This is a genomic window from Paraburkholderia sp. NPDC080076 (assembly GCF_050281145.1).
Classification (GTDB): Bacteria; Pseudomonadota; Gammaproteobacteria; order Burkholderiales; family Burkholderiaceae; genus Paraburkholderia.
This window is the reverse complement of the sequence record NZ_JBNNWQ010000015.1, coordinates 42,090-61,496: the sequence shown is the minus strand read 5'-3', so window position 1 is coordinate 61,496 and position 19,407 is coordinate 42,090. Positions and strand designations below refer to the sequence as shown.

Sequence of the window (19,407 nt, the reverse complement as noted above, 5' to 3'; positions counted from 1 at the left end):
AAACCGGCCGTTAGGCCGGTTTTTACATTTAAGCTAAAAATCGGGTACGGGCTACCGCTCGGAGCACGGATCGACGATCGCGTTGCCTAGGGCTAAAAAAACGGCTGACTTTGATTTTATTCGGCATTTCTGGATATCGCCGCCCAAGTATTTTGCTCGTCGCCCCTGACAAGCGCTTACGCTGGAGCGCTATCCAACGAACTTGGGATAGCCACTGATTGAAGTGTGGGAAATCATGGACCAAAATACCTCGACACCGCTATCGAGTAGACGCATAACGTCTTTTTCAGCGATAACTCCCTGAAGCATGGCCGCAGTTTCGACGAAATTACTCCAGTGTGTTTTGCCTTATTCTCATGCGCCGGGAGGCCTCTATTCGCGGACATAGAGGTCACATGCGTCACCGCCTGCCGTGCGTTCAACGCGTATTCGTGTGACTTCTGGAAAGGAATCCCTGATCTTTTGGAGAATGAAAGCGCAAAGGCTCTCAAGGGTGGCCGGTCCGAGTTCCGGGATGTCATCCAGGAAACGATGATCCAGTTGGTTGCGAACTCGCTCGATGGCCTGATTCAACAGGCCCAGGTCGACAATCATGCCAGTCTCAGGGTTGGGATTCCCGCGCACGAAGACGTGAGCATGATATGTGTGGCCGTGGATGCGACGACTTCCTTCCTGATCGATCTCACGATGCAGGGTATGAGCGGCATCAAAGAAGAAGCGTTGGCTTAGCTCGAAGATCATTGGATGGTTAAAACGTTCTAATTTTAGCGCGTGGACGCTGCAGGCAACCTGCTTCGCGCCGTAATGCAGTTGTCGCGCGTGCGACCTGCAGTTGGTCGCGGAGCATCGCCGTGACCTTGGGCATCGTTATGCGGTTCTCGTTGCGAAGGCACGATGTCCCTTGGCTCTAAGCTCACAGGCGGGGCACTGACCGCATCCGTAGCCCCAATCATGAATGTGCGTGCGGTCGCCGAGATAGCACGTGTGCGTCTCTTTACGAATAATATCAACCAGTGCGTCGCCGCCCAGATCTGCTGCCATTTGCCATGTGTCAGCCTTATCGATCCACATCAACGGAGTTTCGATAATTAATGGCGAGTCCATTCCCAACGCAAGCGTGACCTCGAGCGATTTGAGCGTATTGTCGCGGCAGTCGGGATAGCCGGAATAATCCGTCTCGCACATACCTCCAACCAGCGAATGAAGGTCACGGCGATATGCGATAGCGGCTGCCAGAGTAAAAAACAGCAGATTCCGTCCCGGAACGAACGTATTAGGCAACCCGCTTTGCTCCATCGCAATTGCTTTCCCTTGCGTAAGCGCAGTGTCGCTTATGGAACCGAGGACGGAAAGATCTAGCACGTGATCGCGACCCAGCTTTTCGCCCCACGACGGAAAAATCTGTCTCAGGCGCTCAAGCACAGCGGGGCGACAGTCGAGCTCGACTGCGTGTCGCTGTCCGTAGTCAAATCCCACCGTTTCAACGTATGTGTACCGGTTGAGCGCCCAAGCGAGACAGGTCGTCGAGTCTTGGCCGCCCGAGAATAGAACAAGTGCACGTGTCTTCATCATTGCCTCCGGATATTAGGCGTTCGCTACCCGCCGTGGGCGGCGCAGTTCCTTCTTCAGAGTTCTAACCAGGAAATTGGTGAGCAGGTCGATGTCACTCGGGGTATTCTGTATTCCGTTCCATGGCCGTTCGTCGCCGACTGCAAGACGCCAATGACCACTCGTCCACGCCGTATACGGCTTTAAGAGGGTGAGGCCCGCCGCGAACTGATCGCGTGTCTCAGCACCCTCGCTCGAATACAACAATTCCATGACAAAGCCCAGTGCGACCAAGCCTGCTCCATGGCGAAGCCGGGAAGTCTTGGGGCTCATGCCTACCCATTCACTTCCGAAGACCGCTGTTACGGCTTCAAAGAACTCATTGATGAAATTAAAGGCACGGTCCTCGTAGTCTCCATCCTTTATGAATTCCCGAATGGCGCCGTCAGAAGTAGAGTTCATGACAAGCTTCTGCATGGCGGTATCGCTGATGACGCCCTTGGGATTGGTGTGTTGCCGGATTTCTCCGCGTAAAGCTGAATGACGGGAAAAATTCAGACGATCGACGATACGTGCTGCGAACTTCCGGGCGGTGAAACGCGCGGGCAAGCCTTCAACGGAAGGCAGAAGTTCGTATATGAGCGTTTTAGGTAACGGCCGCGTGTTGTTAATAAGCACGAATTGCTGACGCAATTCGTTATAGTCTTTGCAGATAAGTGCGGAGACGAACACCTGAAATCCTGGCTTTTGTAGGCCCGAAAGTGCGGAAAGTCGCTGCTGGCCATCCACAACGAAGCCTGGCTTTCCGTCCTTTGTCTTGATTTCGACCTCGACAATTCCGTCGGAGAGTTCACGCAACTTGACCCCGCCGATAAAGGCAACGATAACCGCGTTGGGAAGCAGTGCGTCGGTGCGACCCAGGTAGTCGCGAATTTCCTTGATGTGTGACGCGATCTGATGCCGCTGAAAGCCGCGCAGCTGGCCATCCTCCTCTCGCCCGACGCGTTCGATCTCTGAAAACGCGAGGATCTGTTCCGGGGTCGCCGCGAATGAAAAGACGTCGTGCTCCGGGGCTTGCGAAGCACGAATGGCCTTGAACTTGTAGGTTTTCACGACAGATTCCCCAAGGTCTTCTGTAAATGTTGGTGATATACGCGCAGGTTGTGAAATCCGCGTCGCTTGTTCCTGTTACTTGATCTGAAGATGATCACTTCGACGCCAACTGATTTGCAGATCTCGCAACGACAGTGCTTCCACGGCGCGTCTTCGAGAGTGCGCTCCACCAGCGTGCGAGTGCGCATCAAGTCTCGCTCATGCTTCTCGGGTGGACTGCCATCACCCAGCGTGAGGAAGCGCTGATAATCCATAACCGCGTCGAGTGCGGACTTGACCTTTCCGCCTTTGGCGTCAAGAGCACGCAGAGCCGACAAGGCCTTCTGTTCGCGCCGCTGGAGATCCTCGGCGCTGAAAATGCCACGCTTGATCCCTTGCATTAGCCTGGGATTTTCGATCGCCTGCGGAATGCGGACCGCTGCATAGTAGGCAAGACCTGTCGAGTTCGACGGCATGTAGTAATTCGATTTAGCATCCTTGAAAGCGCGGATCAAAGGCGACGTCGAATCGAAACTCGTGATGTTGTAACCGGTGAACTCGTGTATGGCTTCCGCCTTTGCAAATCCAAGCAGATGGATGTTCGTTTCAGGTTTTATAGCCTTACGAAGGGCTCGCAGGACCTGATGGATCATATCGACTTTCAGGGGAACGAGCCCCCCGATTGCAAGATATCGATAACCCATGCGTTCAAGCGTGACCGCCGCTTCCGCGATGCTCGCTGGCGACCAGCCTTGAACCGCGCCGACCGGCTCGAACGGCTCGCCTTCCTGACGGGCGATCTTCAGGAATTCCTCTGCATTCGACAACGTGATTTCGAAACGTTGACGCACCGCGTCGGACATAGCCTCCGCAGGCGGATTCGTTGTGTCGCAGTCGAAGATGATATGGTCTGGTGAGACACCATGCGTAAATTCTGCATCAGCATAAAAGTCAACCACCTCCTGCGGAGAATAAGCTGGCTTCTCGTGCTCGACATATGCGAAAGCGCCGCAGTCACCCAGCAGCATGGCATCTTTGTGGTCAGGACCGCCGTACCGAAGGAACTTGCGCACGCCGTCGCGCAACATCCGCTGCTCTTCGGCCGTGGAATAGCGAACCTTCGATTTTGCGACGCCGTCTGCCTGCCGGACGGCGCTCATCGACACCAACAATCCGTCATACGGTGCCGGTCGCAACAACTCATGCGCGTAAGCGTCATCCCAATACCGGCGACGCCCAGGGGCATTGCGGTCTGCCAGGAAATCGTATTCAGGATCCACATAGTCCTGAGTGTCTGAATAGAGGAATTTCATGGCCGTACGCTGGTGTAGGCTTTAACTAACGCGTCCTGCAATCTTTTTATATCTCTCGGTGTATTCTGGATCTCATTCCATGGCACTCCGAGCGTGTCCCAGACGCCCTCTGTCCAGCGACAGGCAGGCGCTACCTTCTCGACTTCTTTTCGAACTGTCTTGTAGTCCTCTCCGTGGCCGGCGATTCTCGCGTAGATGCGGTCCATCAGAACGCCCATCGCCTCAATTCCCGCTGAATGCATCAGGCGGCTGTTTCGTGGATCTGCTCCCCAGGCTTCTGGGAAGACGTCCTTCACTGCAGTCCAAAAGGTTAACAAAATGCGGTACATGCTTTCTACATCTGCGCCTTCACGGCCAGTTGACTTGTACGGGGAGAGAGCCCCTAGAGGATTGTTCATGCTGTTTCGAATCATTGTGATGATCGCGGTGTCGGTGATTACTGCGCTACCACCGCCTTTATCAGACGCGCGTTTGATGAGCTTGTAAAAGGGCGAGTCATTGTCGCGATTTAGCAGATTGCAGATTTCAGATGGTACTTTGCGTGTGCTCAGTTCTCGTGGCAGCAGGACTCCACGAGTTTCCGGGAGCAACTCGTTAATCAGTCTCGTAGGAAGAGGCTTTGCTTTGTTCACTAGGATGAACTGCTCTCGCTGCACCTCAAGGTTGTCAGACACAAAGCCGACAACGGGAACCGAAATTTCCAACTTTTCAACTTGTGCCAAAGCCAGGGAGCGCTGCTGCCCGTCAACGATCCAGGCGACGCGGTGACCTTCGTCATAAACAGGAATGGAAAGTGTGCCTGCCTGGGCGACTCCGTCATCGCCAGTCGGCTTTGTGCCGCGAGCCGCTGAGAAATGAACCTCGGGCGACATCGCCAAGATGATGGCGTTAGGAAATAGCACGTTTCCTTGATTGAGGTAGTCGACGATACCTTTTACGTGGCTGCGAATCTCTGGCCGCTGAAATCCTCGCAACGCATCGGTCTCATCTCGCTCGATACGCGAAATATCGGCGACACGGACGACGTCTGTGCCCTTGATGAAAAATGCGAACACATCCAGACCGTCGCCCTGTGTCGTCTTCAGAGCCCGAACAACGATTTCATGTTTAGTTGTTGCCATTACTGACGCCCACCGGGAAGGTCATTCTTCACCTGAGACCAGATGCCCTGGAAACGACGTTGCTCGCAAGCGACCTTAGCCTCGTCCCGAAGGTACCGGAGAAGCAGCGTCGACGCCCCCTGAAATCGGATCCAGTTCTCGCGCAGGATTGCGGCGATTTCGTCGTCGCTCATCCTGTTCCGAAGAGGTACCGTTCGTTTGCTCAATCGATGCATGGACTCAGCGACGACCTTGGCAGCAACGCCAATTTCAAGTTGATGGCCTGATAAGTCTTCAACGAAGTGCCTCAACGCCCGTTGTGCAAAATCGGTCCGCGTTCCGGGCAGACGAGAAGTCTCAAGCCGTTCGTCGTATGGCATCGCGGCGTGCTGAATTGCGGGCGGCAGGATCGTTCTTCCACGGGAAGACGTGAATATTCGCAGTCGTGTTATCTGCTGAGGGGACAACGCGGCGAGTTCTTTTCCGATCAGGTTCAGGTAGCTGCCGGGAAGGGCAAGCATCACTAGTGAGTCGTCCGTGTCGCAGAACATCGAGAGCAACGTTCGGCGCGTGCCAAATTGCAGAGTGAGCGCTGTCCACCAATCGCTCGCACTCGCGTTGAGACTGGATAGGACGGGCGCGAGCGAATTGCGTCCATTTGCGATCGTGAGATCGTAATTAGGGACGAGTTCGTCGGCCGATACGATGCCAAGTCCGGCGGAAACTACTCGCAGGCCCGCGTCCAAGACTCCAGACACGCGCCTTGCTTCCGCGAACGATCGACCGACGTATAACTCATCGGCCCTGTGGTTATGAGTGGCCAGTCCTACCGTTTCGAACCACATCCGGGCGACGCCAGCGAGCGTATCTTCAGACGCGACAGCAGGCAACGATATTGCCGTGCCGCCGGCACGTTTTCGACCGGTACAATTAGTCAAGACGATGGGTTTCGCGCGCATAACTGCATTGTATAGAAGACGGGAAGGTATGGAAACTGCAGCATAAGTGCCTATTGTTTGATGCAGTTATGTGCGGCATTTCCCCCGGAAACGGCTGGGAAACTGCTTCGGCTTATATGTCGTCAAGGCATCCTGCCGGGCTGGAATGTCGATGAGAGGACGACTTAGCTCTGTCCACCTTCGCCGAAGCGCGGGCGCCGTTGCCGACGCAGTTGAGAGACGAGTCTCGCAAACCCGGCGAATTGCGGCGCCGGCGACGCCGAGCTTTCGCACTTTGTGCGCGACAATTGTTGCCAGGACTGGCTGGAGGGCGGCAGCGAAATTTCAGCGTGGAAATTATGGCGGACAAACTCGCGGGTGCTTCATTGCAACAAGTAACGGCCTGCGGATTTGGTCGGCTGTGTCTGCGAGCCGAGGGACAAGGCTTCTGCCGTGGGGCACGGGCCGTCCGCCGCGTGTCGCTTTTCGGAGATTTTTGTTATCCACAGCACGCACTAAATGGAAGCGGCATCCACGCCAGCACGACGGTATCGCACGATCCCGACGTCGCGTGTGGCGCGATTCGGGTTGGACGCCGCCGCATTTTCACTGTCATCCCGCGACCGCCGGTGGGGCCGCTGTGGAATTGGGCCACGGTGCGCGCGTAGATCTGGGAGCCGCATTTCCCGCACGTTAATAATATTGTCGGGACCGGTGGATTAGCAGGTTGGCCGTGACATTTAAGCGGGTAGCGGCATCCCGCACTGGTCGCGCCCGACGAGTAACGTGGTGCCGCCTCCCAACTTATAACGTGTTGCTCAATATTCTTCCGGAGTTTTCGCTTTCCGTCTTCGCCGCAAAGCAGAGACCCATCACTTCCGATTTTTTGGCGAGGGTTCAGCGTCAGTTGTTTGAGTCAGGTCGGTCCATTTGTCGGACAGTATTTTGTTTTTGACTGCTGCGATATTGGCGGCAGTGTTAGACGCCAAACCGACTACTTTCTTTTCGCCCGTGCTTTTCAGCGTGAATGTCTTCTTGTTGCCGTTTTTATCGACGGCGGAACCAGTAAGGTCGATCCAATGTTTCCGATATCGCAACCAGTCGATCGATGAAAGTCTGTTTTTCAGGTCACTGAACGGCACGACTGGCACCTTAATCCAAGCCTCAGTTTCCTGTTGCAAGGCATCTTGGAACACGGCTTCTTGCGGCTTGAGCGGATTGCGGGCATTCATTGCAGAGACGACCGGTCCGAGTTTATCGATCCGACATTCGAAATATGCCAGTGCTATTGCCTTGAGGGCAAAAGGCCATCCGTGAACGTACAGTTTCCGAAACGTGTCCTGCTTCGGGGGTGCGATCGATGGCCAGTCGGAAGCAAACAACTCGTCAAGCATGTGGAGAAATTCTTTCGCATACGGTAATAACGTCTCGACATGAAAATGTTTCAGTTGCTCAGGTTTAAATCGTCCGTTTGTCAATGCGGCCAGCAGCATTTGCTCCATCCCGCTTAGATCTACTATGTTGGCGGCTTGTGTCTCGGAGGTGCCCGTTGTCCGTCCATCGGCAACACGATGTTCAAAAGCGGTATCCTTCGCGGCGCGTATTCTTAACTCGCTTATGGGCTCAGCTGTATTCAATGCTATGACCAGGTTGCGGTTCTTTTTTGAGCCGCGACCATTCCTGTCAGCGAAACTTTGCCCAGCCTTTCTCTCGTCAACGTTAAGCTCTACTTCAAGCGTCACGCAAAGCTGGTCTAATGCGTTACTTTCGATTGCATCTGCCGTATTAGCGACTGCAAAGAGCGCCGCTGTTTGTGTCTGCCCGTCGGATTGCATGACCGGCGACTTCGGCAAATACAGGGTGCCATACATTGCATTCGGATCCTCTTCGTCAAACGCAACAAAAATCGTCTTCGAAAATACTGCCTTCGACTGCCATCCGCTTATGATCGGAAGAAAGATTGACCTTATTCCGCTAATCCCCTCAAGAATATAAGTCTTAAACATCTCTTTGTTCGCAGATTTTTGTCCTTTGAAATCGCTCTGCGTCACGCTGTGTGCTTGCTGCATTTCCAGCGCCATATAGTTTTCCGCCGGCGGATTCGACGGATCGTATCTTACGATTTCAGTAAATACTTTGAGTGATGGGTGAAGCATCACCGTAATGCGCTGTTTTTCTGTGCTTGCGTGGCCGATATAACCCTTTCTGCATAGGGTTGCTCTGAGTACGGTGTATTCTCCGGGTTGGTGCTGAAATTCATAGTGATTTTCGTAATATGCTGTGCCCGCGCTTTTATCAGTTTGTGCCCGAACGATTTTTAGTCCATGAAAAGCAGGATCAGCGGCGATTTCGTCGTTCGCGATTAGGCTTGATTTGGTTTGTGGAATTTTAAGCATGGTTGTCTTTTGTTGAACGCCTCAATCCATCCGTGGAATTTCAATTCTGGACGGCATGACCTGGGAGTGTGGGAGTGCGCCGGCGGCTCTTAGTGAGGCGGGAAGCTGAACGATTTCGATGCCGAGATTGTTGACTTCTATGGCTTTCCTGATCTCTTCTGGAAATCTGAACGCGGCGATTACCGGCCGAACAGTCCGTTTAAAATCGAATTCTATTTTCGCATAAGCTGAATACGCCATTACCTGTCCGATGGCGCTGTAGTCGGCTTCAATCTTGAATTCCCATTCGAAAATAACGTCCGCCTGATTAATGGTGCGCAGGTCCGCTCTTATTCGGCTGGTTCGATAGGCAACCTCACATTTGGACACGAGCTCATTCGGACGGAATCGCTGAAGGTTCGCCGCAAAATAGTCTCGTATATGGCACTCGAAAGCAAAGCGTTCCCCGGCATCAAGTTTCGGCATGTTAGAAGTTATATGTCGTACTAGGAAGATTTTCGGGGAAGTGTGCCACGTTCCGTGGAAGACAACAATGAAGCTCCCCCGTCGGAGAGGTGCCGTCGCATCTTGTGGCCGCAGAAAGCGGCGCGCCTTTGCCAGCGTGGGGCGAGCACTCACACTCACGTTTTTTTTGGAATTGCGCGGTTGGTGCCCTGAACTGAACTGGGTTGGGCGCCAGGCGCAGCGGGAACTGTGGCGCGAACCTTACCGGAACGGAAGACGGTGACACAAGGTTTGGCGCGGAAACTGGTTTGCCGCCAGCGAACTTTGAGGGCTGAACTTGGGAGGCAGGGTTCGCGCCGGCACCAGGCGCGCGGATCCCGCTTGAGAATGTCACGACGGCAGTTTGCATGACAGCGAGGAACCTCGCGAGAGGGATTCCATTGCAGCAAGAGTGCCGACGAAAATAATACGGATGTGATGTGCAGGCCTCCCTGGCACCTGTAACTGCCAACGTCGGTCAATGTGCCTGAGGTGCGAAGGTTTCAGGCGGCGTACACCGGGCGTGACGTGAAATTGATCAAGTTTGCCGGAGTGCCGATCCTGCGCGGCAGGGCCTGCTGGGGATCACGTCGGACGTTGGCGGCCGGCGGGGCGCTCGGTGGAAGATCAGGAGCGCCGCCGCGAAGGCGGGCGGGCGACGTGTCTTGCGCAGGAGACTCATCCGTTCGTGCGTGACACGGCACGACCGTTCCGAGCAGCCCGCTCAGGCGGCGCGGCGCCGTCGCAGAGGAATGACATTGCTGACGGGTGCCGGTGCACCGGCTTCGCTCGTCGCAGGTTTGAACTCCACGGGGCCGGCCGCCGGGGCTGAGTCGGGGCGCGTCGCTGCCAGTTCACCCAGGGAAATCTTCCCCGCGACAAGTCGCCGCCGCCCCTTATGCTCCGGCGCATCGCGAAACGCATCGTCGAGCTTCGCAGCGAGCCGGCTCGCGCACAGGTGGGCATAGCGCAGCAGCATGCGCACGTCGCGGTGGCCGCTGAACGCCTGCAGGTCAATGAGCGTGAACTGGCCGGTTTCCGCGACGCGCGAAATCGCGTCATGCCGCAGGTCGTGGATGTGGAGGTCCTCAATGCCCGCACGGGCGCAGATGCGTGCCCAGCTGTTTTCCAGGTCATCCACGGTCAGGTTGAAGACGTAGTCGCTGTCACGCGGCAGTGCATTCAGCAAATCGATAAGGTCCGCGCGCAGCGACAGCGTGCGCGGGCGGCCATTCTTCGTTTCCGGCAGGAAGGCAGTCTGTGCTTCGAGGTCGACATTGGACCAGGTGGAATTCAATGTCTCGCCGCGCCGTGCGGCGGTCATCAACTGGAATTGCACGAAGGTCTCCAGTTCGGGGACATGGGTGTAGTCCGTTTCGGCCTGGGCCCGGCAGGCCGCCAGTGCGGCCTTGAGGTGGGCCTTCTTCTGGTAGACGGTGGGTAGCCGCGCGGCGGTGTCCCGCGCGCCGGTCATCAGGTCCTCGACGCGTCGCTCAATCGAGCGCAGGCGGTCTTCCTCGCGGGTGGCATCCAGGAGGCGGGCCTCCTCGTCGGCCTTCAGGCGCCGGTCGCGCTCGTTGAAATAGCGGGGACGGCGCACGCCGTCCATCGGGTTCTTGGCGACATGCAGGTCCCATGTCTTGATGGCCACGCGGCAGATGGCCGAGAGAAGGTCGATTTCACGGTCGACCGTCGCCGGCTTGACCTCTTCGAGGCGGTCGCGGATGAAGCTTTCGATGTCGGTCGTCTTGACCCGCGCGAACGGCAGGTTAATCCACGCCAGCGCGCCGTAACCCTTGCGGACCTTGATGCCTGTCGGCGTGCGAGGTGTGACGTTGCCGAGGTGCGGGTAGGCGGCGAGGTTCGCGTCAATGATGGGGCGCAGGTCCACGCGGGCGCAGCCCGCATCCTCGAGCATGCCGTTCAGCTTGTAGGTCTCCATCTCGAAACCTTTGTGTCGCACGCATTCTTCACGCATGTAGCGCACGATGCAGTCGGCGAAGGTCGTCTGGTGGGCTGTCGCATAGTCGATGACCAGGCCGTCGTTGCGTTGGACCGTAATTCGGTTGACGAGCGCTTCGGCGTCTTCGAGAGAGGCGACCGTGCGTTGCAGCACCGGGTAGCCTTTCTGGCGGATGCGGACGAAGTAGGTGTCGTTCGCCCGCTCGACGCGGGGCTTGAACCCCTGGCGTCTGAGGTCGCCAACGTACTGTTCGACCTTTTTCGTCTGGCTGTAGGAGAAGCGGCGGTCGAGGTCCTTGCGGTTCTGGACGCTGACAGTGAATTGAGAGCGGTTGTCGATGCTGGCCATGTGGTCTCCGAAGTCAACGAGAAACCACGTGTTGCGACGGGTTTTAGCCATCCCCCGCCCGGTGTGCCGGGAGCGGGTGGCGCAGATTTGGCGCAGAACGGCCGTAAAACAAAAAAGCCGTCCATGTCGATGGACGGCTTCTGCCTTGATTTAACAAGGAAAAATCTGGTCGGGGTGAGAGGATTCGAACCTCCGGCCTCTACGTCCCGAACGTAGCGCTCTACCAGGCTAAGCTACACCCCGATTTGTACTGCAGACTCGATTCAGACTAAGCCAGCGTTTCAGTCCCGTTCAAGACTGTCTTGCCGTCGAGTAAGAACATAATTCTAGCAGGCTCTCTTTAAAAATGGAATCGGGAAATGAAGAAATTGCGGCTGCAGCGGCCTGTGCTTCCTGTTTCGCGCATTCGAGCGTGTGATCCAGCGCGCCGGACCGCGTGATCGCCTCGAAAATGGTGTCGAAACGGTCTGTGCCGCCTTGTTCGATTGCTTCCCGTGCGAGCGTCGCCTGCTCAGGCGTGCCGCGTTCGATCAGATAGATCAGCGGGAGCGTGGGTTTGCCTTCGCGAAGATCGTCGCCGGCGTTCTTGCCCATGGATTCGGCCGTGCCCGTGTAGTCGAGCCAGTCGTCCATGATCTGGAACGCAGTGCCGATGCGCCGGCCGAACTCCGCCGCGGCGGCTTCGGTTTTCGCGTCCGAGCCGGCCAGCACCGCGCCCAGCTGGGCCGCGGCCTCGAACAGCTTGGCGGTCTTGTAGCGGATCACCCGCATGTAGCGGGCTTCGTCCACGTCGGCGTCGTGCATGTTGAGGAGTTGCAGCACTTCGCCTTCAGAGATGATGTTGGTCGCCTCCGACAAAATCTCCATCACGCGCATCTTGCCCACGCCGACCATCATCTGAAACGAGCGCGAGTACAGGAAATCGCCCACCAGCACGCTCGCGGCGTTGCCGAACAGCGCGTTGGCGGTCTGCCGGCCGCGCCGCAGATCGGATTCGTCGACCACGTCGTCGTGCAGCAGCGTGGCCGTATGGATGAATTCGACGACCGCGGCCAGTTCATGCCGGTGCCCCGTGGTTTCGCCCAGCGCGCCGGCCACCAGCAGCAGCAGCGCGGGCCGCAGCCGTTTGCCGCCAGCGCTGATGATGTACTCGGAAATCTGGTTGATCAGCATCACGTCGGACGCGAGACGGTGCCGTATGACGCGATTGACCTGCTGCATGTCTTCGGCGATCGGAGCAAGCAGGCTGGCGGCGTTGGAGGAGGGGGTGGCAGTCGACGACATGATGGCTGATTTGGGTAGTGCCGCGAATTATAAGGCGAATCGCGACAGTTCCGGGTCGCAGGCTGCGGCGCGGCGCGTTCCGGGCGGCGGCAGAACCGCGCGCCGGGGCTGTGTGGCAAGGCGCCGGGCGCTGCGCGCGGCACCTCTCAATGAGTTTTGACCGAGCAGCTAACTCTATGTATAATCACGGGTTTCCGCGCGCGGTGCGTAGGAAAAATGAACACAGAGTGAGGTTCTCAATGTACGCGGTCATAAAAACCGGTGGCAAGCAGTATAAAGTTGCCGTCGGCGAAAAACTTAAAGTAGAACAGATACCGGCAGACATTGACGCTGAAATCACGCTCGACCAGGTTCTCGCAGTGGGCGAAGGCGAATCGATTAAGTTCGGTACGCCGCTGGTCAGTGGGGCTTCCGTCAAGGCTACCGTCGTGTCGCAAGGTCGTCACGCAAAAGTGACCATCTTCAAGATGCGTCGCCGGAAGCACTACCAGAAGCATGGCGGCCACCGCCAGAACTATACCGAATTGCGCATCGACGCGATCAACGCGTAAGCGCGCCGGTTAAGGAGCAAATCAAATGGCACACAAAAAGGCAGGCGGATCATCCCGCAACGGCCGCGACTCTGAATCGAAGCGCCTCGGCGTGAAGGTTTATGGCGGCCAGGCTATCAACGCTGGCGGCATCATCGTTCGCCAACGCGGCACGCGTATGCACCCGGGCGAAAACGTCGGTATCGGCAAGGATCACACCTTGTTCGCGCTGACGGACGGCCACGTCAATTTCTCGACGAAGGGCGCAGCGAAGAAGCACATGGTCAACGTCGTCCCGGCAGCAGTCTGAGTTTACTCAGGCACGGGCTTCAGGACCGGAAAAAGGCCCCGCGAAGTTAGCGGGGCTTTTTTTATTCCGGCGGTTTTCGCCGGACGAATGGGCGTGAATGTTCCGCTCACGCCGGCACGCCTATGCCGTTCAGTCGATTGATCAGCGCGCGGCGGGCGCGGCAAAATAGCATCATCCGGTAGCATCAAATCTAGCAGCACCATCTGGCAGTACACCACGGGACGGAGTTACGCATGAAGTTCATTGACGAAGCGAGGATTGAAGTCATCGCCGGCGACGGAGGGGATGGCAGCGCGTCGATGCGCCGCGAGAAATTCGTTCCGTTCGGCGGCCCGGATGGCGGCGACGGCGGTCGGGGCGGCAGCGTGATCGCGGTCGCGGACCGCAACATCAACACGCTGATCGACTACCGCTACGCGAAGAAACACCTGGCGCGCAACGGCGAAAACGGCCGCGGCGCCGACTGCTACGGCAAGGGCGGCGACGATATCACGTTGCGCATGCCGGTCGGCACCACCATCACCGACATGGAGACCGGCGAGTTGATCGCCGATCTGACCGAGCACAACCAGAGCGTGCAGATCGCTCAGGGCGGCGCGGGCGGTCTCGGTAACCTGCATTTCAAGTCCAGTACGAACCGCGCGCCGCGTCAGAAGACCGACGGCAAGCCGGGCGAGCGCCGCATGGTGCGCCTCGAACTGAAGGTGCTGGCGGACGTCGGTCTGCTCGGCATGCCGAACGCCGGCAAGTCGACCTTCATCGCGTCGGTGTCGAACGCGAAGCCGAAGATCGCCGACTATCCGTTCACGACGCTCGCGCCGAATCTCGGCGTGGTGCGCGTCGGGCCGAGCCGCAGCTTCGTGATCGCGGACATTCCGGGCCTGATCGAAGGCGCGGCGGAAGGCGCGGGCCTTGGCCATCAGTTCCTGCGGCATTTGCAGCGCACGGGCTTGTTGCTGCATATCGTCGACCTCGCACCGTTCGACGACGCGGTCGATCCGGTCGCGGAAGCCAAGGCGATCGTCAACGAATTGCGCAAGTACGACGAGTTGCTGTATGAAAAGCCACGCTGGCTCGTGCTGAACAAGCTGGACATGGTGCCCGAAGACGAGCGCGAAGCGCGCGTCTCGGCATTCCTCGAAGGCTTCGGCTGGGACGGTCCGGTGTTCGAAATCTCGGCGCTGACCGGTCAGGGCTGTGAAAACCTTTGCTACGCTGTGTTCGACCACATCGCCGCGCATTCGGACGCGCAGCGCGCGGCCGAGGCTGAAGATCTCGCTGCGGACGTGCGTTTCCGCGAAAAGCCGGAAGCTCCGGCCGCCGCGGACGACGCCGGCATCGACCCGCAGGCATAAAAAGCTCGAGCGCCGGCGCCCAAACGGGCTGCCGGCATGCATCACGCGTCATCTTGGAGATTGCGCACAATGCGTTCCGTCATCGCAGATTCACGGCGATTGGTAGTGAAAGTCGGTTCGAGCCTCGTCACGAATGACGGGCGCGGCCTCGATCATGCTGCTATCGGCCGCTGGGCCGCGCAGATTGCCGCCTTGCGCGCGCAAGGCAAGGAAGTGGTGCTCGTCAGTTCGGGCGCCATTGCCGAGGGAATGCAACGGCTCGGCTGGACCAAACGGCCACGTGAGATCGACGAACTGCAAGCGGCCGCGGCCGTCGGCCAGATGGGTCTCGCGCAGGTCTACGAAAGCCGCTTTGCCGAGCATTCCATCCAGACCGCGCAGATTCTGCTGACCCACGCCGACCTGGCGGACCGCGAACGCTATCTGAACGCGCGCTCCACGCTGCTCACGCTTCTGCGCCTGGGCGTGGTGCCGATCATCAACGAGAACGACACGGTCGTCACCGACGAAATCAAATTCGGCGACAACGACACGCTGGGCGCGCTCGTCGCAAACCTGATCGAAGGCGATGCGCTCGTCATTCTCACCGATCAGCAAGGGCTTTTTACCGCTGACCCGCGCAAGGATCCGGCTGCCACGCTGGTCCAGCAGGCCGATGCCGGCGCGCCGGAGCTCGAAGCCATGGCGGGCGGCGCCGGTTCGAGTCTGGGTCGCGGCGGCATGTTGACCAAGATTCTCGCCGCCAAGCGCGCGGCGCACAGCGGCGCGAATACGGTGATCGCAAGCGGGCGCGAAGCGGATGTGTTGTCGCGGCTGGCGTCGGGCGAGGCGATCGGCACGCAGTTGATCGCGCGCACGGCGCGGATGGCGGCGCGCAAGCAATGGATGGCGGATCATCTGCAAGTGCGTGGCCACGTGGTGATCGACGACGGCGCAGTCGAAAAGCTGACCGATGGCGGCAAGAGCTTGCTGCCTATCGGTATTGTCGGCGTGCAGGGCGCATTTGCGCGCGGTGAAGTGATTGCTTGTCTTAGCGCCGCGGGGCGCGAAGTGGCGCGCGGCCTCACGAACTACAGCAGCGCCGAAACCAAGCTGATCCAGCGGCGCCCGAGCGGTGAAATCGAATCGGTGCTCGGCTATATGCTGGAGCCGGAGTTGATTCACCGCGACAACCTGGTGCTGATCTGAGTCACTGACCGGCGCTGGCGCACGGGCACGGTGCGGGCATACAAAAAAAGCCGTTCCAGCGAAAGCTGGACCGGCTTTTTCAAGTCTGCAACGCAACGCGCCCCCATTCAAAACGCGCCCACCAAAGCGCCTCAGTGGATCAACGAACTCGCGGTGCGTTTGTACCGAATATTCTCCAGAATCGAAGCCGCGTTGCCCATGGGCATCTTGTTCGCGCACAGATAATCCTGATACAGCGCCGCCTGATAGGCGTTCAGGGCGCCGTTCTCGATGCGCGTGAAGTTGTTCGCGACCGTCGTGTCCCAGCCGTCGTGATCAGAATTCAGGCCCGCATACTGGCGCCATTCATACGTGTCGCAGCGAATCCCTTCGTAGATTACGTTACGAGCGCCGCTCGGGCTTGCCACGACGACCGTAAAGCGAACCACTCCGTCCGTACCGACGGTTAGCGAATTCCGGTCGACCGCGAACTGCAGCGGCGTATTGCCGGAGACTTCGAAAGGCAGGAGATTCGAGTCTTGCGGCAGCGGCGGCAAAGCGTCCACCTTGTTCTCCACCCAATTGCTCTGCCGGTCCAGCAGGTACGTAAACGCGCTGTCGTCTTTATTGGTAGGTTTGCTGGCGCTCGAACAGCCAGCCAGCAGGGCGCCGGTGGCGACGCACGCCACGACGAGAGCAAGTGCTTTCAATATGATTTCCTCGAAACACTGACGCGGCTCGACGAGCCGCGTCAGAGAGAGGCGGCGTGGACAGCCGCACAGAGTTGTTAATTGCGCACGCCCGGGCGGAACAGCGAGCCGGCCGTTTCGCGTTCCGATTCGTCTTCGTGCTCCGGCGCGGCACCTACTTCTGCCGTTGACCCGGAGCCCGGACCGCAATCGGACACGATCGTTGCGTGAACCGATGTTTCGATGCTGACGGTGGTCACAGAAGTCACCGTCATTACCGTGGAATCCGGCGGACTTTCCATTGACGACGCTATCCGGGGATAACGCGGCCCATGGTGCCCGCCAGGTTTTTCCGCACGCGGCGCAGCCCGGCGCATGAAACGGGATAGCTCCGTCAGCGCCAACTGATATACATCCCGCTTGAACTCGATCACACAGTCGAGCGGCACCCAGTACTCGTTCCAGCGCCACGCATCGAACTCAGGGTGGTCGGTGGCGCGCAAGCAGATGTCGCAGTCGCGTCCAACCATCCGGAGCAAAAACCAGATTTGTTTCTGGCCGCGGTAATGACCGCGTACTTCGCGCTTGATGAACTTGTCAGGCACCTCGTAACGCAACCAGTCGCGCGTGCGACCAATCACCTTGACGTGCTCAGGAAGCAGCCCGGTTTCTTCGTGTAACTCCCGATACATCGCTTGCACGGGGGTCTCTCCGTACTTGATGCCCCCTTGCGGAAACTGCCAGGAATGTTCACGGAGCCGTTTGCCCCAAAACACCTCGTTGTGCGCGTTCAAGAGGATGATGCCGACGTTCGGGCGAAAGCCTTCACGATCCAGCATACAACCACCTTCGAATCCTTTAAAATTGCTTTGATTATAAACAGATAACGGGCCTGACGCACCGATTCGCACCAGATTGGAACGATTCGCCGCCAAAGGCCCGCGTTTGCGGTAGCCTGTCAGTCTTTCCGTGCCTTATCCCTTGTGCAAAGGCTTTGCGCGGCGGCTTCGGCGCCGCGGCCGGCTGCGATGTGCCGGTGTCAGTGGCATTGGCAGGTGAGCCGTGCCGGCTCAGAGCCGGATCTGTGTCGATTTCCCCACCGTTTTCACCTTTCGGGCGGTCCCTCCGGAGCCGCCGCTTTTGGATAATCTGAATGAAAGCTTCCCGTTTCTTTATCGGTACCCTCAAAGAAGCTCCCGCCGACGCAGAGATCGTCAGCCACAAGCTCATGGTGCGCGCCGGCATGATCCGGCGTGTTGCCGGCGGTATCTATAACTACCTGCCGGTCGGCCTGCGTTCGATCCGCAAGGTGGAAGCGATCGTGCGCGAAGAAATGAACCGGGCAGGCGCGATCGAGCTGTTGATGCCTGCGGTGCAGCCGGCCGAGCTGTGGCAGGAGTCGGGCCGCTGGGAGAAGTACGGCCCCGAACTGCTGCGCTTCAAGGATCGCAAGCAGTCCGATTTCGTGATCGGACCGACCCACGAAGAAGTGGTGACGGACATCGCGCGCAATCAGATCAAGAGCTATCGCCAGTTGCCGGTGAACTTCTACCAGATTCAGACCAAGTTCCGCGACGAGATCCGTCCGCGTTTCGGCGTGATGCGCGGCCGCGAGTTCATCATGAAAGACGCGTACTCGTTCGACAAGGACATGGACGGCCTGCGCGAGTCGTATCGCAAGATGTACGACGCGTACGTGCGCATCTTCACGCGCCTCGGTCTGGACTTCCGCGCGGTGGCGGCGGACAACGGTTCGATCGGCGGCAGCGGTTCGCACGAATTCCACGTGATCGCCGAGACGGGTGAAGACGCGATCGCCTATTGCCCGACCTCCGAGTTCGCCGCGAACGTCGAAGCCGCCGAAGCGCTGCCGCTTTACGCGGAACGCGCGGCGCCGGCCGAAGAGATGAAGAAGACGCCCACGCCGGGCAAGGCGAAGTGCGAAGCGGTGGCCGAGCTGTTGAACATTCCGCTCGAGCGCACGATCAAGTCGATCATCCTTGCGACCGAAAACGAAGGCGCCGAGCCGACCATCTGGCTGCTGATGCTGCGCGGCGACCACGATCTGAACGAGATCAAGGCGAGCAAGCTGCCGGGTCTGGCCGACTTCCGCATGGCGACCGAGGCGGAAATCATCGAAACCTTCGGTACGCCGCCGGGTTACCTCGGCCCGATCGACACGAAGAAGCCGATCAAGGTCGTCGCGGATCGCACGGTCGCGAACATGAGCGACTTCGTTGTGGGCTCGAACGAGGTGGACTACCACACCACCGGTGTGAACTGGGGCCGCGATCTGCCGGAACCGGTCGTCGCCGACATTCGCAATGTGAAGAAGGGCGATCCGTCGCCAGACGGCAAGGGCGTGATCGACATCTGCCGCGGTATTGAGGTGGGTCACGTGTTCCAGCTCGGCACCAAGTATTCCGAAGCGATGAACGCGACCTGCCTCGACGAAACCGGCAAGCCGCGGCCGATGGAAATGGGCTGCTACGGTATCGGCGTGACGCGTATCCTGGGCGCCGCGATCGAACAGAATTTCGACGACAAGGGCATCATCTGGCCGGAATCGATTGCGCCGTTCGAAGTCGTGCTGTGCCCGATGGGCTATGACCGCAGCGAAGCCGTTCGCGCAGAAGCCGACAAGCTGTACGCGACATTGGTCGAAGCGGGCATCGACGTGATCCTCGACGACCGTGGCGAGCGCCCGGGCGTGATGTTCGCAGATTGGGAGCTGATCGGCGTGCCGCATCGCTTGGTGATCGGCGACCGTGGCCTCAAGGAAGGCAAGCTCGAATACCAGGGCCGCCGCGACGCTGAAGCGACGCTGCTGCCGGTCGAAGACGCCGCGCAAACGGTGATCGGGAAAGTTCGCGCAGCGTTGGCGCGCTAGG

17 protein-coding genes and 1 tRNA gene are annotated in these 19,407 nt (G+C 58.5%); 5 read left to right on the top strand and 13 right to left on the bottom strand.

The window, feature by feature from the left end; genetic code table 11:
* Positions 1-372: 372 nt before the first annotated feature.
* The 11 genes from ACQKRQ_RS38185 to ACQKRQ_RS38135 form a co-directional block, all read right to left on the bottom strand.
* A complete protein-coding gene (locus ACQKRQ_RS38185) occupies positions 373-741 on the bottom strand; it encodes a 6-carboxytetrahydropterin synthase (protein ID WP_427482838.1) in 369 nt (122 codons plus the stop codon).
* Between the two features lie 126 nt (positions 742-867).
* Positions 868-1,569, bottom strand: coding sequence for a 7-cyano-7-deazaguanine synthase QueC (gene queC, locus ACQKRQ_RS38180; RefSeq protein ID WP_427482957.1), 702 nt, complete (start codon positions 1,567-1,569; stop codon positions 868-870).
* Positions 1,570-1,584: 15 nt separating this feature from the next.
* Positions 1,585-2,661 (bottom strand): DGQHR domain-containing protein DpdB, encoded by a 1,077-nt coding sequence (dbpB, locus tag ACQKRQ_RS38175; protein WP_427482836.1) that lies wholly within the window; start codon positions 2,659-2,661, stop codon positions 1,585-1,587.
* Complete coding sequence (dpdA, locus tag ACQKRQ_RS38170; RefSeq protein WP_427482834.1) at positions 2,658-3,953, bottom strand: tRNA-guanine transglycosylase DpdA; 1,296 nt, start codon at positions 3,951-3,953, stop codon at positions 2,658-2,660. Before dpdA ends, dbpB (ACQKRQ_RS38175) begins: the two co-directional genes overlap by 4 nt.
* Entirely contained in the window at positions 3,950-5,074 is a 1,125-nt protein-coding gene (gene dbpB, locus ACQKRQ_RS38165) for a DGQHR domain-containing protein DpdB (protein WP_427482832.1), read from the bottom strand. Before dbpB (ACQKRQ_RS38165) ends, dpdA begins: the two co-directional genes overlap by 4 nt.
* Positions 5,074-5,799 (bottom strand): hypothetical protein, encoded by a 726-nt coding sequence (locus ACQKRQ_RS38160; RefSeq protein ID WP_427482830.1) that lies wholly within the window; start codon positions 5,797-5,799, stop codon positions 5,074-5,076. Before ACQKRQ_RS38160 ends, dbpB (ACQKRQ_RS38165) begins: the two co-directional genes overlap by 1 nt.
* A gap of 1,064 nt (positions 5,800-6,863) precedes the next feature.
* On the bottom strand, positions 6,864-8,387 hold the full coding sequence (locus ACQKRQ_RS38155; protein ID WP_427482828.1) for a hypothetical protein: 1,524 nt from the start codon (positions 8,385-8,387) through the stop codon (positions 6,864-6,866).
* A gap of 21 nt (positions 8,388-8,408) precedes the next feature.
* Entirely contained in the window at positions 8,409-8,852 is a 444-nt protein-coding gene (locus tag ACQKRQ_RS38150) for a hypothetical protein (RefSeq protein ID WP_427482826.1), read from the bottom strand.
* Positions 8,853-9,594: 742 nt separating this feature from the next.
* Complete coding sequence (locus tag ACQKRQ_RS38145; RefSeq protein ID WP_427482824.1) at positions 9,595-11,181, bottom strand: tyrosine-type recombinase/integrase; 1,587 nt, start codon at positions 11,179-11,181, stop codon at positions 9,595-9,597.
* 166 nt (positions 11,182-11,347) lie between these two features.
* Positions 11,348-11,424, bottom strand: a tRNA-Pro gene (locus ACQKRQ_RS38140).
* Between the two features lie 48 nt (positions 11,425-11,472).
* Entirely contained in the window at positions 11,473-12,465 is a 993-nt protein-coding gene (locus ACQKRQ_RS38135; RefSeq protein ID WP_132372958.1) for a polyprenyl synthetase family protein, read from the bottom strand.
* 239 nt (positions 12,466-12,704) lie between these two features.
* Here ACQKRQ_RS38135 and rplU point away from each other — a divergent pair, with 239 nt between their 5' ends.
* The 4 genes from rplU to proB all read left to right on the top strand — a co-directional run bounded on the left by rplU (position 12,705) and on the right by proB (position 15,848).
* Complete coding sequence (gene rplU / locus ACQKRQ_RS38130) at positions 12,705-13,016, top strand: 50S ribosomal protein L21 (RefSeq protein ID WP_007180329.1); 312 nt, start codon at positions 12,705-12,707, stop codon at positions 13,014-13,016.
* A 25-nt stretch (positions 13,017-13,041) separates the two neighbouring features.
* Positions 13,042-13,305, top strand: coding sequence for a 50S ribosomal protein L27 (gene rpmA, locus ACQKRQ_RS38125; protein ID WP_007180330.1), 264 nt, complete (start codon positions 13,042-13,044; stop codon positions 13,303-13,305).
* 233 nt (positions 13,306-13,538) lie between these two features.
* Positions 13,539-14,660, top strand: a complete 1,122-nt coding sequence (cgtA, locus tag ACQKRQ_RS38120; protein ID WP_132372962.1) for an Obg family GTPase CgtA — start codon at positions 13,539-13,541, stop codon at positions 14,658-14,660.
* Between the two features lie 69 nt (positions 14,661-14,729).
* The gene (gene proB / locus ACQKRQ_RS38115) at positions 14,730-15,848 is read left to right on the top strand and encodes a glutamate 5-kinase (protein WP_132372964.1); all 1,119 of its coding nucleotides are present in this window, start codon (positions 14,730-14,732) and stop codon (positions 15,846-15,848) included.
* Positions 15,849-15,979: 131 nt separating this feature from the next.
* Here proB and ACQKRQ_RS38110 read toward each other — a convergent pair whose 3' ends face one another.
* Positions 15,980-16,537 carry a CNP1-like family protein gene (locus ACQKRQ_RS38110; protein ID WP_132372966.1) on the bottom strand — a complete coding sequence of 186 codons (558 nt, stop codon included), beginning with the start codon at positions 16,535-16,537 and terminating at the stop codon, positions 15,980-15,982.
* Positions 16,538-16,614: 77 nt separating this feature from the next.
* On the bottom strand, positions 16,615-17,355 hold the full coding sequence (locus ACQKRQ_RS38105; RefSeq protein WP_132372968.1) for an RNA pyrophosphohydrolase: 741 nt from the start codon (positions 17,353-17,355) through the stop codon (positions 16,615-16,617).
* A gap of 314 nt (positions 17,356-17,669) precedes the next feature.
* On the opposite strand from ACQKRQ_RS38105, the gene ACQKRQ_RS38100 reads away from it, so the two are divergent.
* Positions 17,670-19,406 carry a proline--tRNA ligase gene (locus ACQKRQ_RS38100; RefSeq protein ID WP_408256500.1) on the top strand — a complete coding sequence of 579 codons (1,737 nt, stop codon included), beginning with the start codon at positions 17,670-17,672 and terminating at the stop codon, positions 19,404-19,406.
* Position 19,407 lies beyond the last annotated feature (1 nt).